This is a genomic window from Mesorhizobium sp. M0954, assembly GCF_040319155.1.
Lineage (GTDB): Bacteria > Pseudomonadota > Alphaproteobacteria > Rhizobiales > Rhizobiaceae > Mesorhizobium.
This window is the reverse complement of record NZ_JAMYNR010000014.1, coordinates 104,306-116,640: the sequence shown is the minus strand read 5'-3', so window position 1 is coordinate 116,640 and position 12,335 is coordinate 104,306. Positions and strand designations below refer to the sequence as shown.

The 12,335-nt window shown below is 63.2% G+C and carries 11 protein-coding genes and 1 pseudogene; 4 read left to right on the top strand and 8 right to left on the bottom strand.

The annotated features are described in order from the left end of the window. Positions 1–16: 16 nt before the first annotated feature. The 3 genes and pseudogenes from NKH93_RS20330 to NKH93_RS20320 all read right to left on the bottom strand — a co-directional run. Positions 17–241 (bottom strand): annotated as a pseudogene (locus NKH93_RS20330) (sodium-independent anion transporter); the annotation flags it as partial. A gap of 259 nt (positions 242–500) precedes the next feature. Then, positions 501–1,202, bottom strand: a complete 702-nt coding sequence (locus NKH93_RS20325) for a phosphatase PAP2 family protein (RefSeq protein WP_352451848.1) — start codon at positions 1,200–1,202, stop codon at positions 501–503. A gap of 14 nt (positions 1,203–1,216) precedes the next feature. Next, entirely contained in the window at positions 1,217–1,555 is a 339-nt protein-coding gene (locus tag NKH93_RS20320; RefSeq protein ID WP_023679017.1) for a hypothetical protein, read from the bottom strand. A gap of 200 nt (positions 1,556–1,755) precedes the next feature. On the opposite strand from NKH93_RS20320, the gene NKH93_RS20315 reads away from it, so the two are divergent. Beyond that, entirely contained in the window at positions 1,756–3,747 is a 1,992-nt protein-coding gene (locus NKH93_RS20315) for a PhoX family protein (protein ID WP_352971643.1), read from the top strand. Between the two features lie 100 nt (positions 3,748–3,847). Here the strand turns inward: NKH93_RS20315 and NKH93_RS20310 are convergent, their stop codons facing one another. The 5 genes from NKH93_RS20310 to NKH93_RS20290 form a co-directional block, all read right to left on the bottom strand. Next, positions 3,848–4,528 carry a GNAT family N-acetyltransferase gene (locus NKH93_RS20310; RefSeq protein ID WP_352971640.1) on the bottom strand — a complete coding sequence of 227 codons (681 nt, stop codon included), beginning with the start codon at positions 4,526–4,528 and terminating at the stop codon, positions 3,848–3,850. After that, complete coding sequence (locus tag NKH93_RS20305) at positions 4,525–5,016, bottom strand: MarR family winged helix-turn-helix transcriptional regulator (protein ID WP_352903333.1); 492 nt, start codon at positions 5,014–5,016, stop codon at positions 4,525–4,527. Before NKH93_RS20305 ends, NKH93_RS20310 begins: the two co-directional genes overlap by 4 nt. 166 nt (positions 5,017–5,182) lie before the next feature. Continuing rightward, the gene (locus tag NKH93_RS20300; protein WP_352451914.1) at positions 5,183–5,944 is read right to left on the bottom strand and encodes an ABC transporter permease; all 762 of its coding nucleotides are present in this window, start codon (positions 5,942–5,944) and stop codon (positions 5,183–5,185) included. A 14-nt stretch (positions 5,945–5,958) separates the two neighbouring features. Then, the gene (locus NKH93_RS20295; protein WP_352472842.1) at positions 5,959–6,885 is read right to left on the bottom strand and encodes an ABC transporter ATP-binding protein; all 927 of its coding nucleotides are present in this window, start codon (positions 6,883–6,885) and stop codon (positions 5,959–5,961) included. A gap of 70 nt (positions 6,886–6,955) precedes the next feature. Continuing rightward, complete coding sequence (locus NKH93_RS20290) at positions 6,956–7,105, bottom strand: hypothetical protein (protein ID WP_352971637.1); 150 nt, start codon at positions 7,103–7,105, stop codon at positions 6,956–6,958. 41 nt (positions 7,106–7,146) lie between these two features. Between NKH93_RS20290 and NKH93_RS20285 the strand changes: the two genes are divergently transcribed. The 3 genes from NKH93_RS20285 to NKH93_RS20275 all read left to right on the top strand — a co-directional run bounded on the left by NKH93_RS20285 (position 7,147) and on the right by NKH93_RS20275 (position 12,158). Continuing rightward, positions 7,147–8,520 (top strand): cytochrome ubiquinol oxidase subunit I, encoded by a 1,374-nt coding sequence (locus NKH93_RS20285; protein ID WP_352971634.1) that lies wholly within the window; start codon positions 7,147–7,149, stop codon positions 8,518–8,520. After that, complete coding sequence (locus NKH93_RS20280) at positions 8,517–9,521, top strand: cytochrome d ubiquinol oxidase subunit II (RefSeq protein WP_352971631.1); 1,005 nt, start codon at positions 8,517–8,519, stop codon at positions 9,519–9,521. Before NKH93_RS20285 ends, NKH93_RS20280 begins: the two co-directional genes overlap by 4 nt. 102 nt (positions 9,522–9,623) lie before the next feature. After that, positions 9,624–12,158 carry a mechanosensitive ion channel family protein gene (locus tag NKH93_RS20275; protein WP_352971628.1) on the top strand — a complete coding sequence of 845 codons (2,535 nt, stop codon included), beginning with the start codon at positions 9,624–9,626 and terminating at the stop codon, positions 12,156–12,158. The last annotated feature ends 177 nt before the right edge of the window (positions 12,159–12,335 follow it).

The following is a 12,335-nucleotide window of genomic DNA, read 5'->3' as shown; positions in this document are numbered from 1 at the left end:
GCGGGCGCGGCTTTCTTCAGCTGCGCCCGCGATCCGTGATCGAGGCGGTATAAGTCACCAGCGGCCGCTTGACGCCGTGGTTGATCAGCATGCGGCGTATCTGCGGCGAAGCGCCTGATATAATGAAGCGAACGCCGGCGCGGCTCGCCTTGTGGGCCGCACCCTCGATGACATTGGCCGCCGTTGAATCGAAGAACGGCATCGCCGAACAGTCGAGGATGAAGTTCCTGCGCTGGCGCGGTCGGCGACGTCTTCCTGCACCAAGGATTGATGGTCTGCCTCCAAACATGCAGCACTCTTTGCCAGCCGATGCACTGTGATGCTACAAACCTCGGCATCGTTTGGCGGGACATCCACTGCGATCCCGATTTCACAGGCACGACTTCAAAAGGATGAGCGGGTGAAGATATTCAAAGCGTTGGCAACCTCGACAGCCTTGCTGTCGATGGTTTTCCTGCTGGCAGGCTGCGGTCATGGCCTGATCAACAGGCTGATTTGAGTCAGGTGCCGTCGGCCCGCCCAAGCCATCGCTGCAGGAACCGTGCCGCAAGCCAGCACAGCATCGCCCAGGCAAAGCCGGCGCACCAGCCGGCCAATACGTCGGACGGCCAGTGGACGCCGAGATAGATGCGGCTGATGCCGACCACCACTGTCGTCAGCACCGCCAGCCCGAGTACATAGATCTTCGTTGTGCGCCCGGGCAAAACCCGCGCCGCCATGCTGCCCAGCGTCAAATACGTCACCGCCGACAGCATGGCGTGGCCGCTCGGAAACGAAAGCGATGCCACATCGGCGAGATGCGAGACCAGATCGGGGCGCGGCCGGTCGATATCGAATTTCAGCACGCTTGACAGGAGCTGGCCGCCCGCTACCGCGACGAACATGAGAAGCGCCGCGCCTGGCCTGCGGATAAGAAGCAGATAGACGATCATTGCTGCCGTGATCAGCAGCAGTACGCTGGCGCTGCCGAGGCTGGTGATGTCGCGCATCGCCCCTTCCAGCCACGCCGGTCCGATCGGATTGTCGGGCTGGCCGGCCTTGCGGAAGGCAAGCAGGATTTCGGTGTCGAAGGCATGCGGCGTGGTCGCCCGCGCCAGCTCCATCAGCTCCTCGAACCCCCACAGCCCGCCGGCAATGACCAGCCCGGCCAGCAGAACCGGGAACTCCAGCCAGTTGGGCAGTCTGCTTGCAATCTTCTTCATCGGCCCGATCGCAGTTACAGCCTTTGCAGATAGGGCCCGAGCGTGATCAGCGCCACAGCTGCGATGGCAAGCACGATGCCGGTTGCCTGCAAGGCATTGACGCGCTCGCCGAAGAAGACCAGCGCCACCACATTCACCGACACCAGCTGGATCACCGCCGACAGGCTGAACGACACCGACATGCCGAATTCACGGATCAGCCTCAGCATGATCAGATTGCCCAGCGAATAGAGCGCCAACGTCAGCACAATCTTGCCGAGGCTCGGCGCCAGCCCCCACTGTTTTGCGGCCATCGCCGCCAGCAGGAAGATCACCGTCGAAACGCAGAGCTGCCCAAGTCCCCAGAAACTCACTTTTGTTCCTCCCGATGCGGTCCCTACCGCCTGCCGCAGCTCTTGTTTCCGAAGCGCCGGTCGCGGTCAAGCGGGGCCGATGTTGGATACGAAATCGCAGGTGGCAATTAGCCGGCATGTCATCAAACTGTGACCTGCCGGTAATACCGGATTGGCCAGGCAACACGCTCCAGCAATCCATCCAGCCAGAGGCAGGCCCTATGACCGAACATCGCACCCCTGACGCCCATTTCCGCACCAGCCTGCTCGAGGAAAACGATGGGCCAGGAGCCAATCCCACCGACAACCGCACCATGGGTGAGATCATCGCCGCGCGGTTCTCACGCCGCGGCTTCCTCAAGGGTTCGCTTGCCGTCTCGGCCATAGCCGCTACCGTCAGCCCGCTGGCGCTGATCACCACCGACAATGCCCGCGCCGCCGAAGGCTCCGCCTTCGCTTTCGACGAGCTCGAGGCCGGCATCGACGACAAGCATCACGTCGCACCTGGCTATGACGCCGACGTGCTGCTGCGCTGGGGCGATCCGCTGTTCGCCGATTCGCCGGGATTCGATCCGACAAAACAGTCGGCGGAAGCCCAGGCCAGACAATTCGGCTACAACAACGACTATGTCGGTTATATCCCGATCGACGGCTCGGCCGAGCACGGCCTGCTGGTCGTCAATCACGAATACACCAATCCGCACCTGATGTTTCCGGGCCTCGTCACCATCGTCGATGGCAAAGCCAAGCAGGCGCCCCTCAGCAAGGAGCAAGTCGATGTCGAGATGGCCGCGCATGGCGGCACTATCGTCGAGATACGCAAGGTATCAGGCAAATGGCAGGTCGTTCGCGACGGCAAGCTCAACCGCCGCATCACCTCCAACACCGAGATCGCGCTCTCCGGCCCGGTCGCCGGCCACGACCGCGTCAAGACCAGCGCCGATCCGACCGGCACGAAGGTCATCGGCACCATCAACAATTGCGCCGGCGGCGTCACGCCGTGGGGCACCTATGTCATGGCCGAGGAGAACATCCACGGCTATTTCTCGGGCGAGCTGCCGCAGGGGCATAAGGAGGCGGCCAATTACAAGCGCCTCGGCATTCCCGAAGATGCCTATGAGTGGGCAGCGCATTACGACCGTTTCGACATCGGCAAGGAGCCTAACGAGCCGAACCGCTTCGGCTGGATCGTCGAGGTCGACGTCCAGGATCCGACTTCGGTGCCGAGGAAGCGCACCGCCATGGGCCGCTTCAAGCATGAGGGCGCCGAATCGATCGTCGCCCAGGATGGCCATGTCGTCTTCTATCTCGGCGACGACGAGCGCTTCGACTATGTCTATAAGTTCGTCACCACAGGCAAGTTCGATCCGGACAACCGCGCCGCCAACATGGATTTGCTCGACGACGGCACCTTGCATGTCGCCAAGTTTGCCGACGACGGTTCGGTCGAATGGCTGCCGATCGTCTTCGGCCAAGGGCCGCTGACGGCGGAGAACGGCTTTGCCAGCCAGGCCGACGTGCTGATCGAGACGCGCCGCGCCGCCGACCTGCTCGGCGCCACCAAGATGGACCGCCCGGAAGACATCCAGCCCAATGCCGTCAACGGCAAGGTCTATGTCATGCTGACCAACAATTCGAAGCGCAAGGCCGACCAGGTCGACGCTGCCAACCCGCGTGCCGAAAATGCCTTTGGCCACATCATCGAGATCGTCGAGGACGGCGGTGATTTCACCGCGACAAAGGGCAGGTGGGAAATCCTGCTGAAATGCGGCGATCCCGCTGTGGCCGACGTCGGCGCCACCTTCTCGACCGCAACCACCGCCAATGGCTGGTTCGGCATGCCGGACAATTGCACGGTAGATTCGGCTGGCCGCCTCTGGGTCGCCACCGACGGCCAAGGCCCGAAAGCCACCGGCCGCACCGACGGTCTGTGGGCTGTCGATACGGAGGGGACGGCACGGGCGACATCAAAGCTGTTCTTCCGCGTGCCGATCGGCGCCGAAATGTGCGGTCCCCTGTTTGCGCCGGACGACCAGACCGCCTTCGTTGCGGTCCAGCATCCGGGCGACGGCGGCGAGGACTGGGAGGCTTTCGGCCGTCCGTCCTACTATGAGGATTTGTCGACGCGCTGGCCCGACTTCAAGCCGGACATGCCGGTGCGCCCGGCGGTCGTTGCCATCACCAGGCAAGGCGGCGGCAAGATCGCGGTCTGACACGCAGCAGGTCTTGCAGTCTCAAGGAAGGATTTCGGCGGTACGAAATCCTTCCTTCCGATACGGGATGCATCCATGCTGCGCATCATGCGCCGACTAATCATTCGCTGCGCTGAACCACGGCCACATTCATTGTGCTTCGCAACCTGAAGCCGATGGACTCGTATAACGCTATGGCCGCGGCGTTGCTGGCATAGGCGTGGAGATAGGGAACTTCGCCGCGCGCCACTATCCGGTTTGCCACGAATAGGGACAGCAGCTTTCCTAGACCACCGCCGCGAAATTCCGGATGTGAGCACACCCCGCTGAGTTCAGTATAGCCAGGTTGCTTCATGCGCTCGCCGGCCATTGCCGCAAGCCTGCCCTCGATCTTCACACCCCAAAAATCGCCCAGGCTCAAGGCTTCGAGCGTGAATGGGCCAGGCTTGGTGAGCAATGCCAGGGCGAGCATCTCAGCAGCATCGTCTCGGGTCAGACGATGCACGCGCGCGTCGGAGACGATCTGCAATGACTGCTCGGCGATCATCTGAACCCCGGCTGCGGTCGAAGTCGCGGAAAGCCCCGTGGGCAGAGCAATCGCGTCCGCTTGAAGCAGGATCACACTCTCGCCCGGGGAGACAAGCTTTTCGAGCGCCAGCAGGCTTTCCGGGTCGTCTGCGCCAGTGGCGGCGAAAGGGACGATCGACGGCCGATATCGCATGGCGAGGTTGTCACCCTCCGCGAAGGCCCGATGTCGCGTCTGAAGCGCGCTCCAGATAGGGCGGTCGAGCAGATGTCTCATTGCGCGGCACCCTCAGGCTTATTTACACGACGGTCGAGAGGGGTAGCGGCGAGGCCGTCCTCAATGGCAGCCAGCTGCTCAAGAAGCGGCCCCGAAAAACCCGCGCACAAATCCGCGACCACGTTCTCGATGCAAGGCCAGACGTCGCGCTTTGCGACATCGACCAGCCGCCGCCCGTCCCGAGTAAGCGAGACGATCCTGCGCCGCTGGTCATCGGTCGACGGACTGACTTCGAGCAGTCCCAATTCGGCCAGAAGCGAGACGCTTCGCGTTACGCCTGGCTGCGCGATGCCAAGGGATTGCGCCAGTTCCCCGACCGACAGCGGACCCAGCCTGTCGAGCGCGGCCAGCAGCGGGTATTGGCTCGCCTGAACCGGGACATCCAGCCTGTCGAGCAGGCGCTGCGCCTCCGCTTGCAGTTGCTCGCCTATACGCTTCAGCCTGCTGCCCAGGCACAGAAAGCCAAGCGATCGTATGACGTCTTCCATAGGCCAATTCATCCCCATGAACATCGATAACATGATATATAACAATGCATGAAAAGCAAGATCGAGGCATTCAAGCGCGGGCTCCAGGCATCGGGCGCAGGCCTATCGCCTTCGGCAAGGAAAGGTCGATCGATCAGGCTGCTTCGCCTGGACGAGGCCCGTTCGATCAGTTGCGCAGCCGGTAGCCGGTCCTGAAGATCCAGGCGACGATCGCTATGCAGATGAGCAGGAAGACCACCGTCATGCCGAGGCTGACGCCGACCGAAACGTCGGACTTGCCGTAGAAGCTCCAGCGGAACCCACTGACCAGGTAGACCACCGGGTTGAACAGCGTCACCGTGCGCCAGATGCCGGGCAGCATGTTGATCGAATAGAAGCTGCCGCCGAGGAAGGTCAGCGGCGTGATGATCAGCAGCGGCACCAGCTGCAGCTGCTCGAAGCTCTTCGCCCAGATGCCGATGATAAAGCCGAACAGGCTGAAGGTCACCGCCGTCAGCACCAGGAAGGCGAGCATCCAGAACGGATGCTCGATCGTCAGCGGCACGAACAGCGAGGCCGTCGCCAGGATGATCAGGCCAAGCACGATCGACTTTGTCGCCGCGCCCCCGACATAGGCGATGACGATCTCCAGATAGGACACCGGCGCGGACAGCAATTCGTAGATCGAGCCGACGAATTTCGGAAAATAGATGGCGAAAGAGGCGTTGGAGATCGATTGCGTCAGCAGCGACAGCATGATCAGCCCCGGTACGATGAAGGCGCCGTAGCTGATGCCGTCGATCTCGGTGATGCGCGAGCCGATGGCCGAACCGAAGACGACGAAATAGAGCGACGTCGAAATCACCGGCGAAACGATGCTCTGCAGCACAGTGCGAAGGGCGCGCGCCATCTCCACCCGATAGATCGCCCATACCGCATGAAGATTCATGGCCGCGCGCAGGTTCATGCCGGTTTCCTCACCAGATTGACGAAGATCTCCTCGAGCGAGCTGTTTTCGGTATCGATGTCGCGGAACTGGATGCCGGCCGCCTCGAGCTCGCGGATCAGCGAGGCGACGCCCGGCCGTTCGCTCTGGTTGTCATAAGTATAGGTCAGCTGTCCGCCATCCGGCGAAAGCTCCAGCGCGTAGTGCGAAAAAGCATCGGGAACGGTGGCCAGGGGACTGCGCAGTTCCAGCACAAGCCGTTTGCGGCCAAGCTTGCGCATCAGCTCGGCCTTGTCCTCCACCAGCACGATCTCGCCGCGGTTGATGACGCCGACGCGGTCGGCCATCGCCTCGGCTTCTTCGATGTAATGCGTGGTCAGGATGATGGTGACGCCGTCTTCGCGCAGCCGGCGCACCATCGCCCACATGTCCTGGCGCAACTCGACATCGACGCCTGCCGTCGGTTCGTCGAGGAACAGGATGCGCGGCTCGTGCGACAGCGCCTTGGCAATCATCAGCCGGCGCTTCATGCCGCCGGACAGCGTGATCGCCTTGGCGTCCTTCTTGTCCCAGAGCGACAGGTCGCGCAGCACCTTTTCGACGAACGCCTTGTCCGCCGGCTTGCCGAACAGGCCGCGGCTGTAGTTAACCGTCGCCCACACGCTCTCGAAGGCGTCGATGGTCAGTTCCTGCGGCACCAGCCCGATCAGACTGCGCGCGGCGCGGTAGTCGCGGTTGATGTCATGGCCGTCGACGGTGACGGAACCCGACGAGCGGTTGACGATGCCGCAGACGATCGAGATCAGCGTTGTCTTGCCGGCGCCATTCGGCCCGAGCAGCGCAAAGATCTCGCCGCGCACGATGTCGAGATTGATCTCCTTCAGCGCCTTGAAGCCGGTGGCGTAGGTCTTGGTGACCCCGGAAATCGAGATGATCGGCTGCATGGCTGAAAACGACTGCTTGAAACAGAGTTGTTGGTTTAATCCGCTGAATGTCGGTTCGCAAATCCGGATGTCAATGGCGCTCCTGACAGTTCTGGACATCGAGGTTCGCCGGAATAGGCAACACCTGCCCGGTCGTCCAGCCAAATTCCACGCAAAGCAGATTAACCGCACTGCGGCGTTCCGCCTCGCGGCGGGACGCCGCTTTGACCGTCCGGTGCATCAAGCCTATCCTTCAACAAACAAGCAGCAGCCGGAGCCGCCATGGACCCGCTCATTCTGTCGCGCATACAGTTCGGCGCGAACATCTCGTTCCACATCCTGTTCCCGGCGATCACCATCGCGCTCGGCTGGGTGCTGCTGTTCTTCAAGCTCCGCTACAACGCGACAAACGATTCCGCCTGGATGCGCGCTTATTTCACCTGGGTTAAGGTATTCGCGCTGTCCTTCGCCATGGGCGTGGTTTCCGGCGTCACCATGAGTTTTCAGTTCGGCACCAACTGGCCGGGCTATATGGAGACGGTCGGCAACATTGCCGGCCCGCTGCTGGCCTACGAAATCCTGACCGCCTTCTTCCTCGAGGCGGCGTTCCTCGGCATCATGCTGTTCGGCTTCCGCCGTGTCTCGAACCGCGTCCATACACTGGCGACGGTGCTGGTGGCCGGCGGCACCACCTTGTCCGCCTTCTGGATCATCGCACTCAATTCGTGGATGCAGACGCCGGCCGGCTTCGAGATGCGCGATGGTGTAGCGCACGCCACCGACTGGTGGGCCGTTGTCTTCAATCCGTCCATGCCCTACCGGCTCGTCCATATGCTGCTTGCTTCGGGGCTGACCGTCTCGTTCCTGGTCGCCGGCCTGTCGGCGCTGCGCTATCTCTACGGCGATCGCTCGGAATCGATGTGGAAGGCCTTGCGCACCGGCGTCTTCACCGCCGCTATCCTGATTCCCATCCAGATCTTTGCCGGCGACCAGCACGGCCTCAACACGCTGGAACACCAGCCGCAGAAGATCGCCGCCATGGAAGCCAACTGGAACACCGGTCCCAACGTGCCGCTGGTGCTGTTTGCGTTTCCCGATGAAGCGGCGAGCGAGAACAGGTTCGAGCTCACCATTCCCGATGGCGCCAGCCTCATCCTCAGGCACAGCGCCGGCGGCATCGTACCGGGGCTGAACGATTATGCCGGCAACCATCCGCCGGTATTTCCGGTGTTCTGGGGCTTTCGCATCATGGTCGGCACCGGCCTCCTGATGCTCGCCGTCTCCTGGTCGGCGGCCTTCTTCCTCAGGCGCCGCCACGGCCTGCCCAAGCCGCTGGCGCTTGTCATGGTGCCGATGGCGCTGTCCGGCTGGCTGGCGACGCTGGCCGGCTGGTACACCACCGAGATCGGCCGCCAGCCCTGGCTGGTCACCGGCGTGCTGCGTACCGCCGATGCTGTCGGGCCGGTCGCCGGCAGCCATGTCGCGCTGTCGCTCGCGGTCTATCTCATCCTCTACGTGCTGCTCTTGATCGCCTATCTCGGCGTGTTGGTACATCTGGCATTGAAGGCGGCGAAGGATGGTGACACCTCGCCGCTACCGGGCGTCATGAACAGGCCGCTGTCGCAGCCGGTTGCGCAACCAGGAGAAACATCATGAGCGTCGACTGGCCGACCCTGCTGCCTCTGATCTTCGCCGGGCTGATGGGCCTCGCTATCCTGATCTACGTCATCCTCGACGGCTTCGATCTCGGCATCGGCATCCTGTTCGCCGCAGCCGAAGACACCGAGCAGGATACGATGATCGCCGCCATCGGCCCGTTCTGGGACGCCAACGAGACCTGGCTGGTGCTGGCGGTCGGCCTGCTGCTGGTCGCCTTCCCATTGGCGCACGGCACCATTCTGACGGCGCTCTACATTCCGGTCTTCGTGCTGCTGGTGGGTTTGATCCTGCGCGGCGTCGCATTTGATTTCCGCGCCAAGGTGCCGGCCGGCAGGAAGCACCGCTGGAACCGCATCTTTTTCCTCGGCTCGGTCATCGCGTCGCTGGCGCAAGGTTATATGCTCGGCGTCTATGTGCTCGGCCTCGACGTCGGCCCTGGCGGCGTCGCTTTCGGCGCGCTGGTGGCGCTCTGCCTTGCCGCGGCCTACGCGGCGATGGGCGCGGCCTGGGTCATCTATAAGACCGAAGGCGATCTGCAGAAGAAGGCGGTGCTGTGGCTGCGCACGGCGCTGGTGCTGACCGCGCTCGGCATGGTCGCGGTATCGCTGGCCACGCCTTTTGCCAGCGCGCGCATCTTCGACAAATGGTTCGTCTGGCCGGCCATGCTCTATTTGTCGCCGTTGCCGACCCTGTCGGCAGTGCTGTTCCTGTGGTTGTGGCGCCAGACCTTCCATCTGCCGAAACCCGGCGACCGCCACGCGCTGCTCCCGTTCCTGACATTGGCCGCGATCTTCACGCTCGGCTTTGCCGGCCTCGCCTGGTCGTTCTACCCCTTCGTGGTGCCCGACCGGCTGACCATCTGGCAGGCTGCTTCGGCACCCGAAAGCCTGGCCGTCATCCTGGTCGGGACGGTCGTCGTGCTGCCGATCATCATCTTCTATTCGTTCTTTGCCTACCGGGTGTTCGCCGGCAAGGCGACGGATCTGACCTATGACTGACCGGCATAGCAGTCGCAGCCTGAAACAGAATATTCATCTTCAAGCGGAATAACCTTCTCTGGCCGGACCAGCAGAATCGCCGGCAAGAAGAAGGGCAACAGAATGAACCCCTTTTTTGCGGCAGGACAGGATCGGCTGCTGCTTTTGCTGATCCGGACGGTCGCGCTGATCGGCGCACTCGCGCTTGCCGGCCTGCTGCCGGCCATGCCGCAGGCGCATGCCCAGGACGCGGCCAACTGGACGGGCGTGTGGGACACGAAGTGGCGCGGCGGCGGCGCCCAGATCAAGTTCGAGCAGACCGGCACTGACGTAAAGGGCGTGTACCCGCTTTATAACGGCCGTATCGAGGCCAAGGCCGAAGGCGACAAGCTTGTCGGCCACTGGTTCGAAGGCGACCGCCAGGGCGCCTTCACCTTCGTCCAATCGCCTGACGGCGGCAGCTTCATGGGCCGCTTCGATGCCGCCACCGCCGAATGGTGGACAGGTGTGCGCGTCAGCGCCGTCGAGGACGTCCGTGTCGACCAGTCGAGCCCGATGAGCACCATGCGCTCGTTCCTGCAGACGATGAACGAGAGCGGCGCCGACAATGTGCCGCGCGCCACCGGCGGCGGCATGGGTCTTGCCGGTCTGGCAGCGGGTCTCGTCGACGTCACCGAGGCCGACCGCGGCGGCCTCAACATGCCCGATTACACCAAGCTTCTGTTCACCGTCATCGACAACGCGACGTTCCGTCTGTGGAGCCTGCCGCATGATGCGATTTCCGGCGACGAGGTGACGGCGACGCTGCCGCAATACGGCGCCAGGGTCTCCTTCGCCGTCACTTTTCTCCGCAAGAATGGCGACTGGTTCATCGTCGGGCCGCCACTTGGCCAGCTCCAGGCAAAGCTCGCCGAATTCCAGGAAGCGCGTGGCGAAGCCGTCGACATGGTCGACGATCCGAGCAGGCTCGCCTCGCCGCGCGACACGTTCAAGGTTCTGTTGAGCGGCCTCACCGAAGCCGGCGACCCGGCCCAGGCGGCACTCGACCTGCGCAACTACAGTCAGGCGGTGCGTGGCGACGAGGCGTTCCTGCTCGAGCGCTATCTCAAAAAGGTCATCGACCGCATCGGCTACGTCTATTGGCAGGAGATCCCCGACGATCCGAAGAGCAACACCCCCTTCGTCTATTTCGAGCATCCCGCCGGCAACATCGTCATCGGCCCGGTCGAGACTGAGAAGGGCAAGATCTGGCAGTTCACGCCCGAGACGCTCGCCCACATCCGCGCGCTCTACGCCGATGTCGAAGACGTGCCGGTGGCGCCGGAATTCGCCGCCTTCGCCAGCACCGACCCGTTCTTCATCGCCCGTGGCCTCGCCCGCGAGATCAGCCCCGGCCTGCTTACCCGCGCCGGCCCGATGGAGCGCTGGCAATGGTCGATGCTCGGCCTTGCCGCACTGGCCGGCATCGTCTTCGGCTTCATCGCCAATGCGCTGATTTCCTTGTTTGTGCGAAGGACGGACAGCCCGGCCTTCTTCCGCATTGTCGAATGGGCGGTGCGCTCGATCGTGCTTGGCTTCTTCCTGCTGTTGACGCTGCGCCCGCTCGGCCTGCCGCAAGTGGTCGCCGCCCCGGTCAAGGCAATCGCCTGGAGCCTGGTCGTGATTGGCGCCGTGCCGGTGGTCTGGCACCTGATCGGCAAGGTCGCCGACCATTACCGTGGACTGTGGCAGGTGCCCGGCTATCACGACACGCTGATTTCGCTGTCCACCGGCGTGGCGCGCGTCGCCGTGCTGGTCGTCGCCTTCCTGCTGCTGGCCGAAGTGCTCGCCATCCCCTACGAAGGCGTCATTGCCGGTCTCGGCATCGGCGGTCTGGCGGTGGCGCTGGCGGCGCAGCCGACGCTGCAGAACTTCCTCTCCGGCCTGACGCTCTATGCCGATCGGCCGGTCAGCGTCGGCGACTTCTGCAAGTTCGGCGACCAGTCCGGCACGATCGAGCATATCGGCATGCGCTCCACCCGCATCCGGTCGCTCGACCGCACGATCATCTCGGTGCCAAACTCGGATTTCGCCGGCATGCAGATCGAGAACTACGCGCATCGCGATCGCACCCGGTTCGCGACGACGCTGCAGCTGCGCTACGAAACGACGCCCGATCAGCTACGTTACGTCCTGGCCGAGCTGCGCAAGCTGCTGATTGCCCATCCGCGCGTCATCGATGAGCCGTGCCGCGTGCGCTTTGCCGGCTTCGGCGCCTATTCGCTCGACATCGACGTGTTCACCTACGTCAAAACCGCCGACGTGGCCGAGTTCCAAGCCATCCGCGAGGACATCCTGCTGTCCATGATCAACATCATGGATGATGCCGGCGCGCAGTTCGCCTTCCCTTCGTCACTGGAATACAGAGCCACCGACCTTCCGGTCGACGACGAAAAACGCATCGCCGCGGAGAAAAGGGTCAGCGATTGGCGCGAGACGGAAAACCTGCCTTTCCCCGACTTCAGCCAGATCGACAAATTCGCCCTCAACAACACACTTGCCTACCCGCCTGAGGGCTCGGCGCATTATCGCGAGACAGAGCCCGATCCGGACTCGGCCGAGGCAAAGGCGACGCTGGAGAAGGTGCGCTGGAGCCTGCCCTGGAAAAAGGGGGAGTAGTGCGAAGCGCGGAAACTGCTGATCTCCCCCCTTGAGGGGGAGATGTCGCTGAAAGCGACAGAGGGGGTCGCCGCGCGTGGAGTGCCAACTTCGTCTTCCTCGATATGCCGGACCGCGTCGCGCCAACCGAACCGACCCCCTCTGGCCTGCCGGCCATCTCCCCCTCAAGGGGGGAGA

Coding starts and splice junctions, on each gene's coding strand:
- NKH93_RS20325 (WP_352451848.1), bottom strand. CDS start 1,202: ATGAAGAAGATTGCAAGCAGACTGCCCAACTGGCTGGAGTTCCCGGTT.
- NKH93_RS20315 (WP_352971643.1), top strand. CDS start 1,756: ATGACCGAACATCGCACCCCTGACGCCCATTTCCGCACCAGCCTGCTC.
- NKH93_RS20310 (WP_352971640.1), bottom strand. CDS start 4,528: ATGAGACATCTGCTCGACCGCCCTATCTGGAGCGCGCTTCAGACGCGA.
- NKH93_RS20305 (WP_352903333.1), bottom strand. CDS start 5,016: ATGGAAGACGTCATACGATCGCTTGGCTTTCTGTGCCTGGGCAGCAGG.
- NKH93_RS20300 (WP_352451914.1), bottom strand. CDS start 5,944: ATGAATCTTCATGCGGTATGGGCGATCTATCGGGTGGAGATGGCGCGC.
- NKH93_RS20295 (WP_352472842.1), bottom strand. CDS start 6,885: ATGCAGCCGATCATCTCGATTTCCGGGGTCACCAAGACCTACGCCACC.
- NKH93_RS20290 (WP_352971637.1), bottom strand. CDS start 7,105: ATGCACCGGACGGTCAAAGCGGCGTCCCGCCGCGAGGCGGAACGCCGC.
- NKH93_RS20285 (WP_352971634.1), top strand. CDS start 7,147: ATGGACCCGCTCATTCTGTCGCGCATACAGTTCGGCGCGAACATCTCG.
- NKH93_RS20280 (WP_352971631.1), top strand. CDS start 8,517: ATGAGCGTCGACTGGCCGACCCTGCTGCCTCTGATCTTCGCCGGGCTG.
- NKH93_RS20275 (WP_352971628.1), top strand. CDS start 9,624: ATGAACCCCTTTTTTGCGGCAGGACAGGATCGGCTGCTGCTTTTGCTG.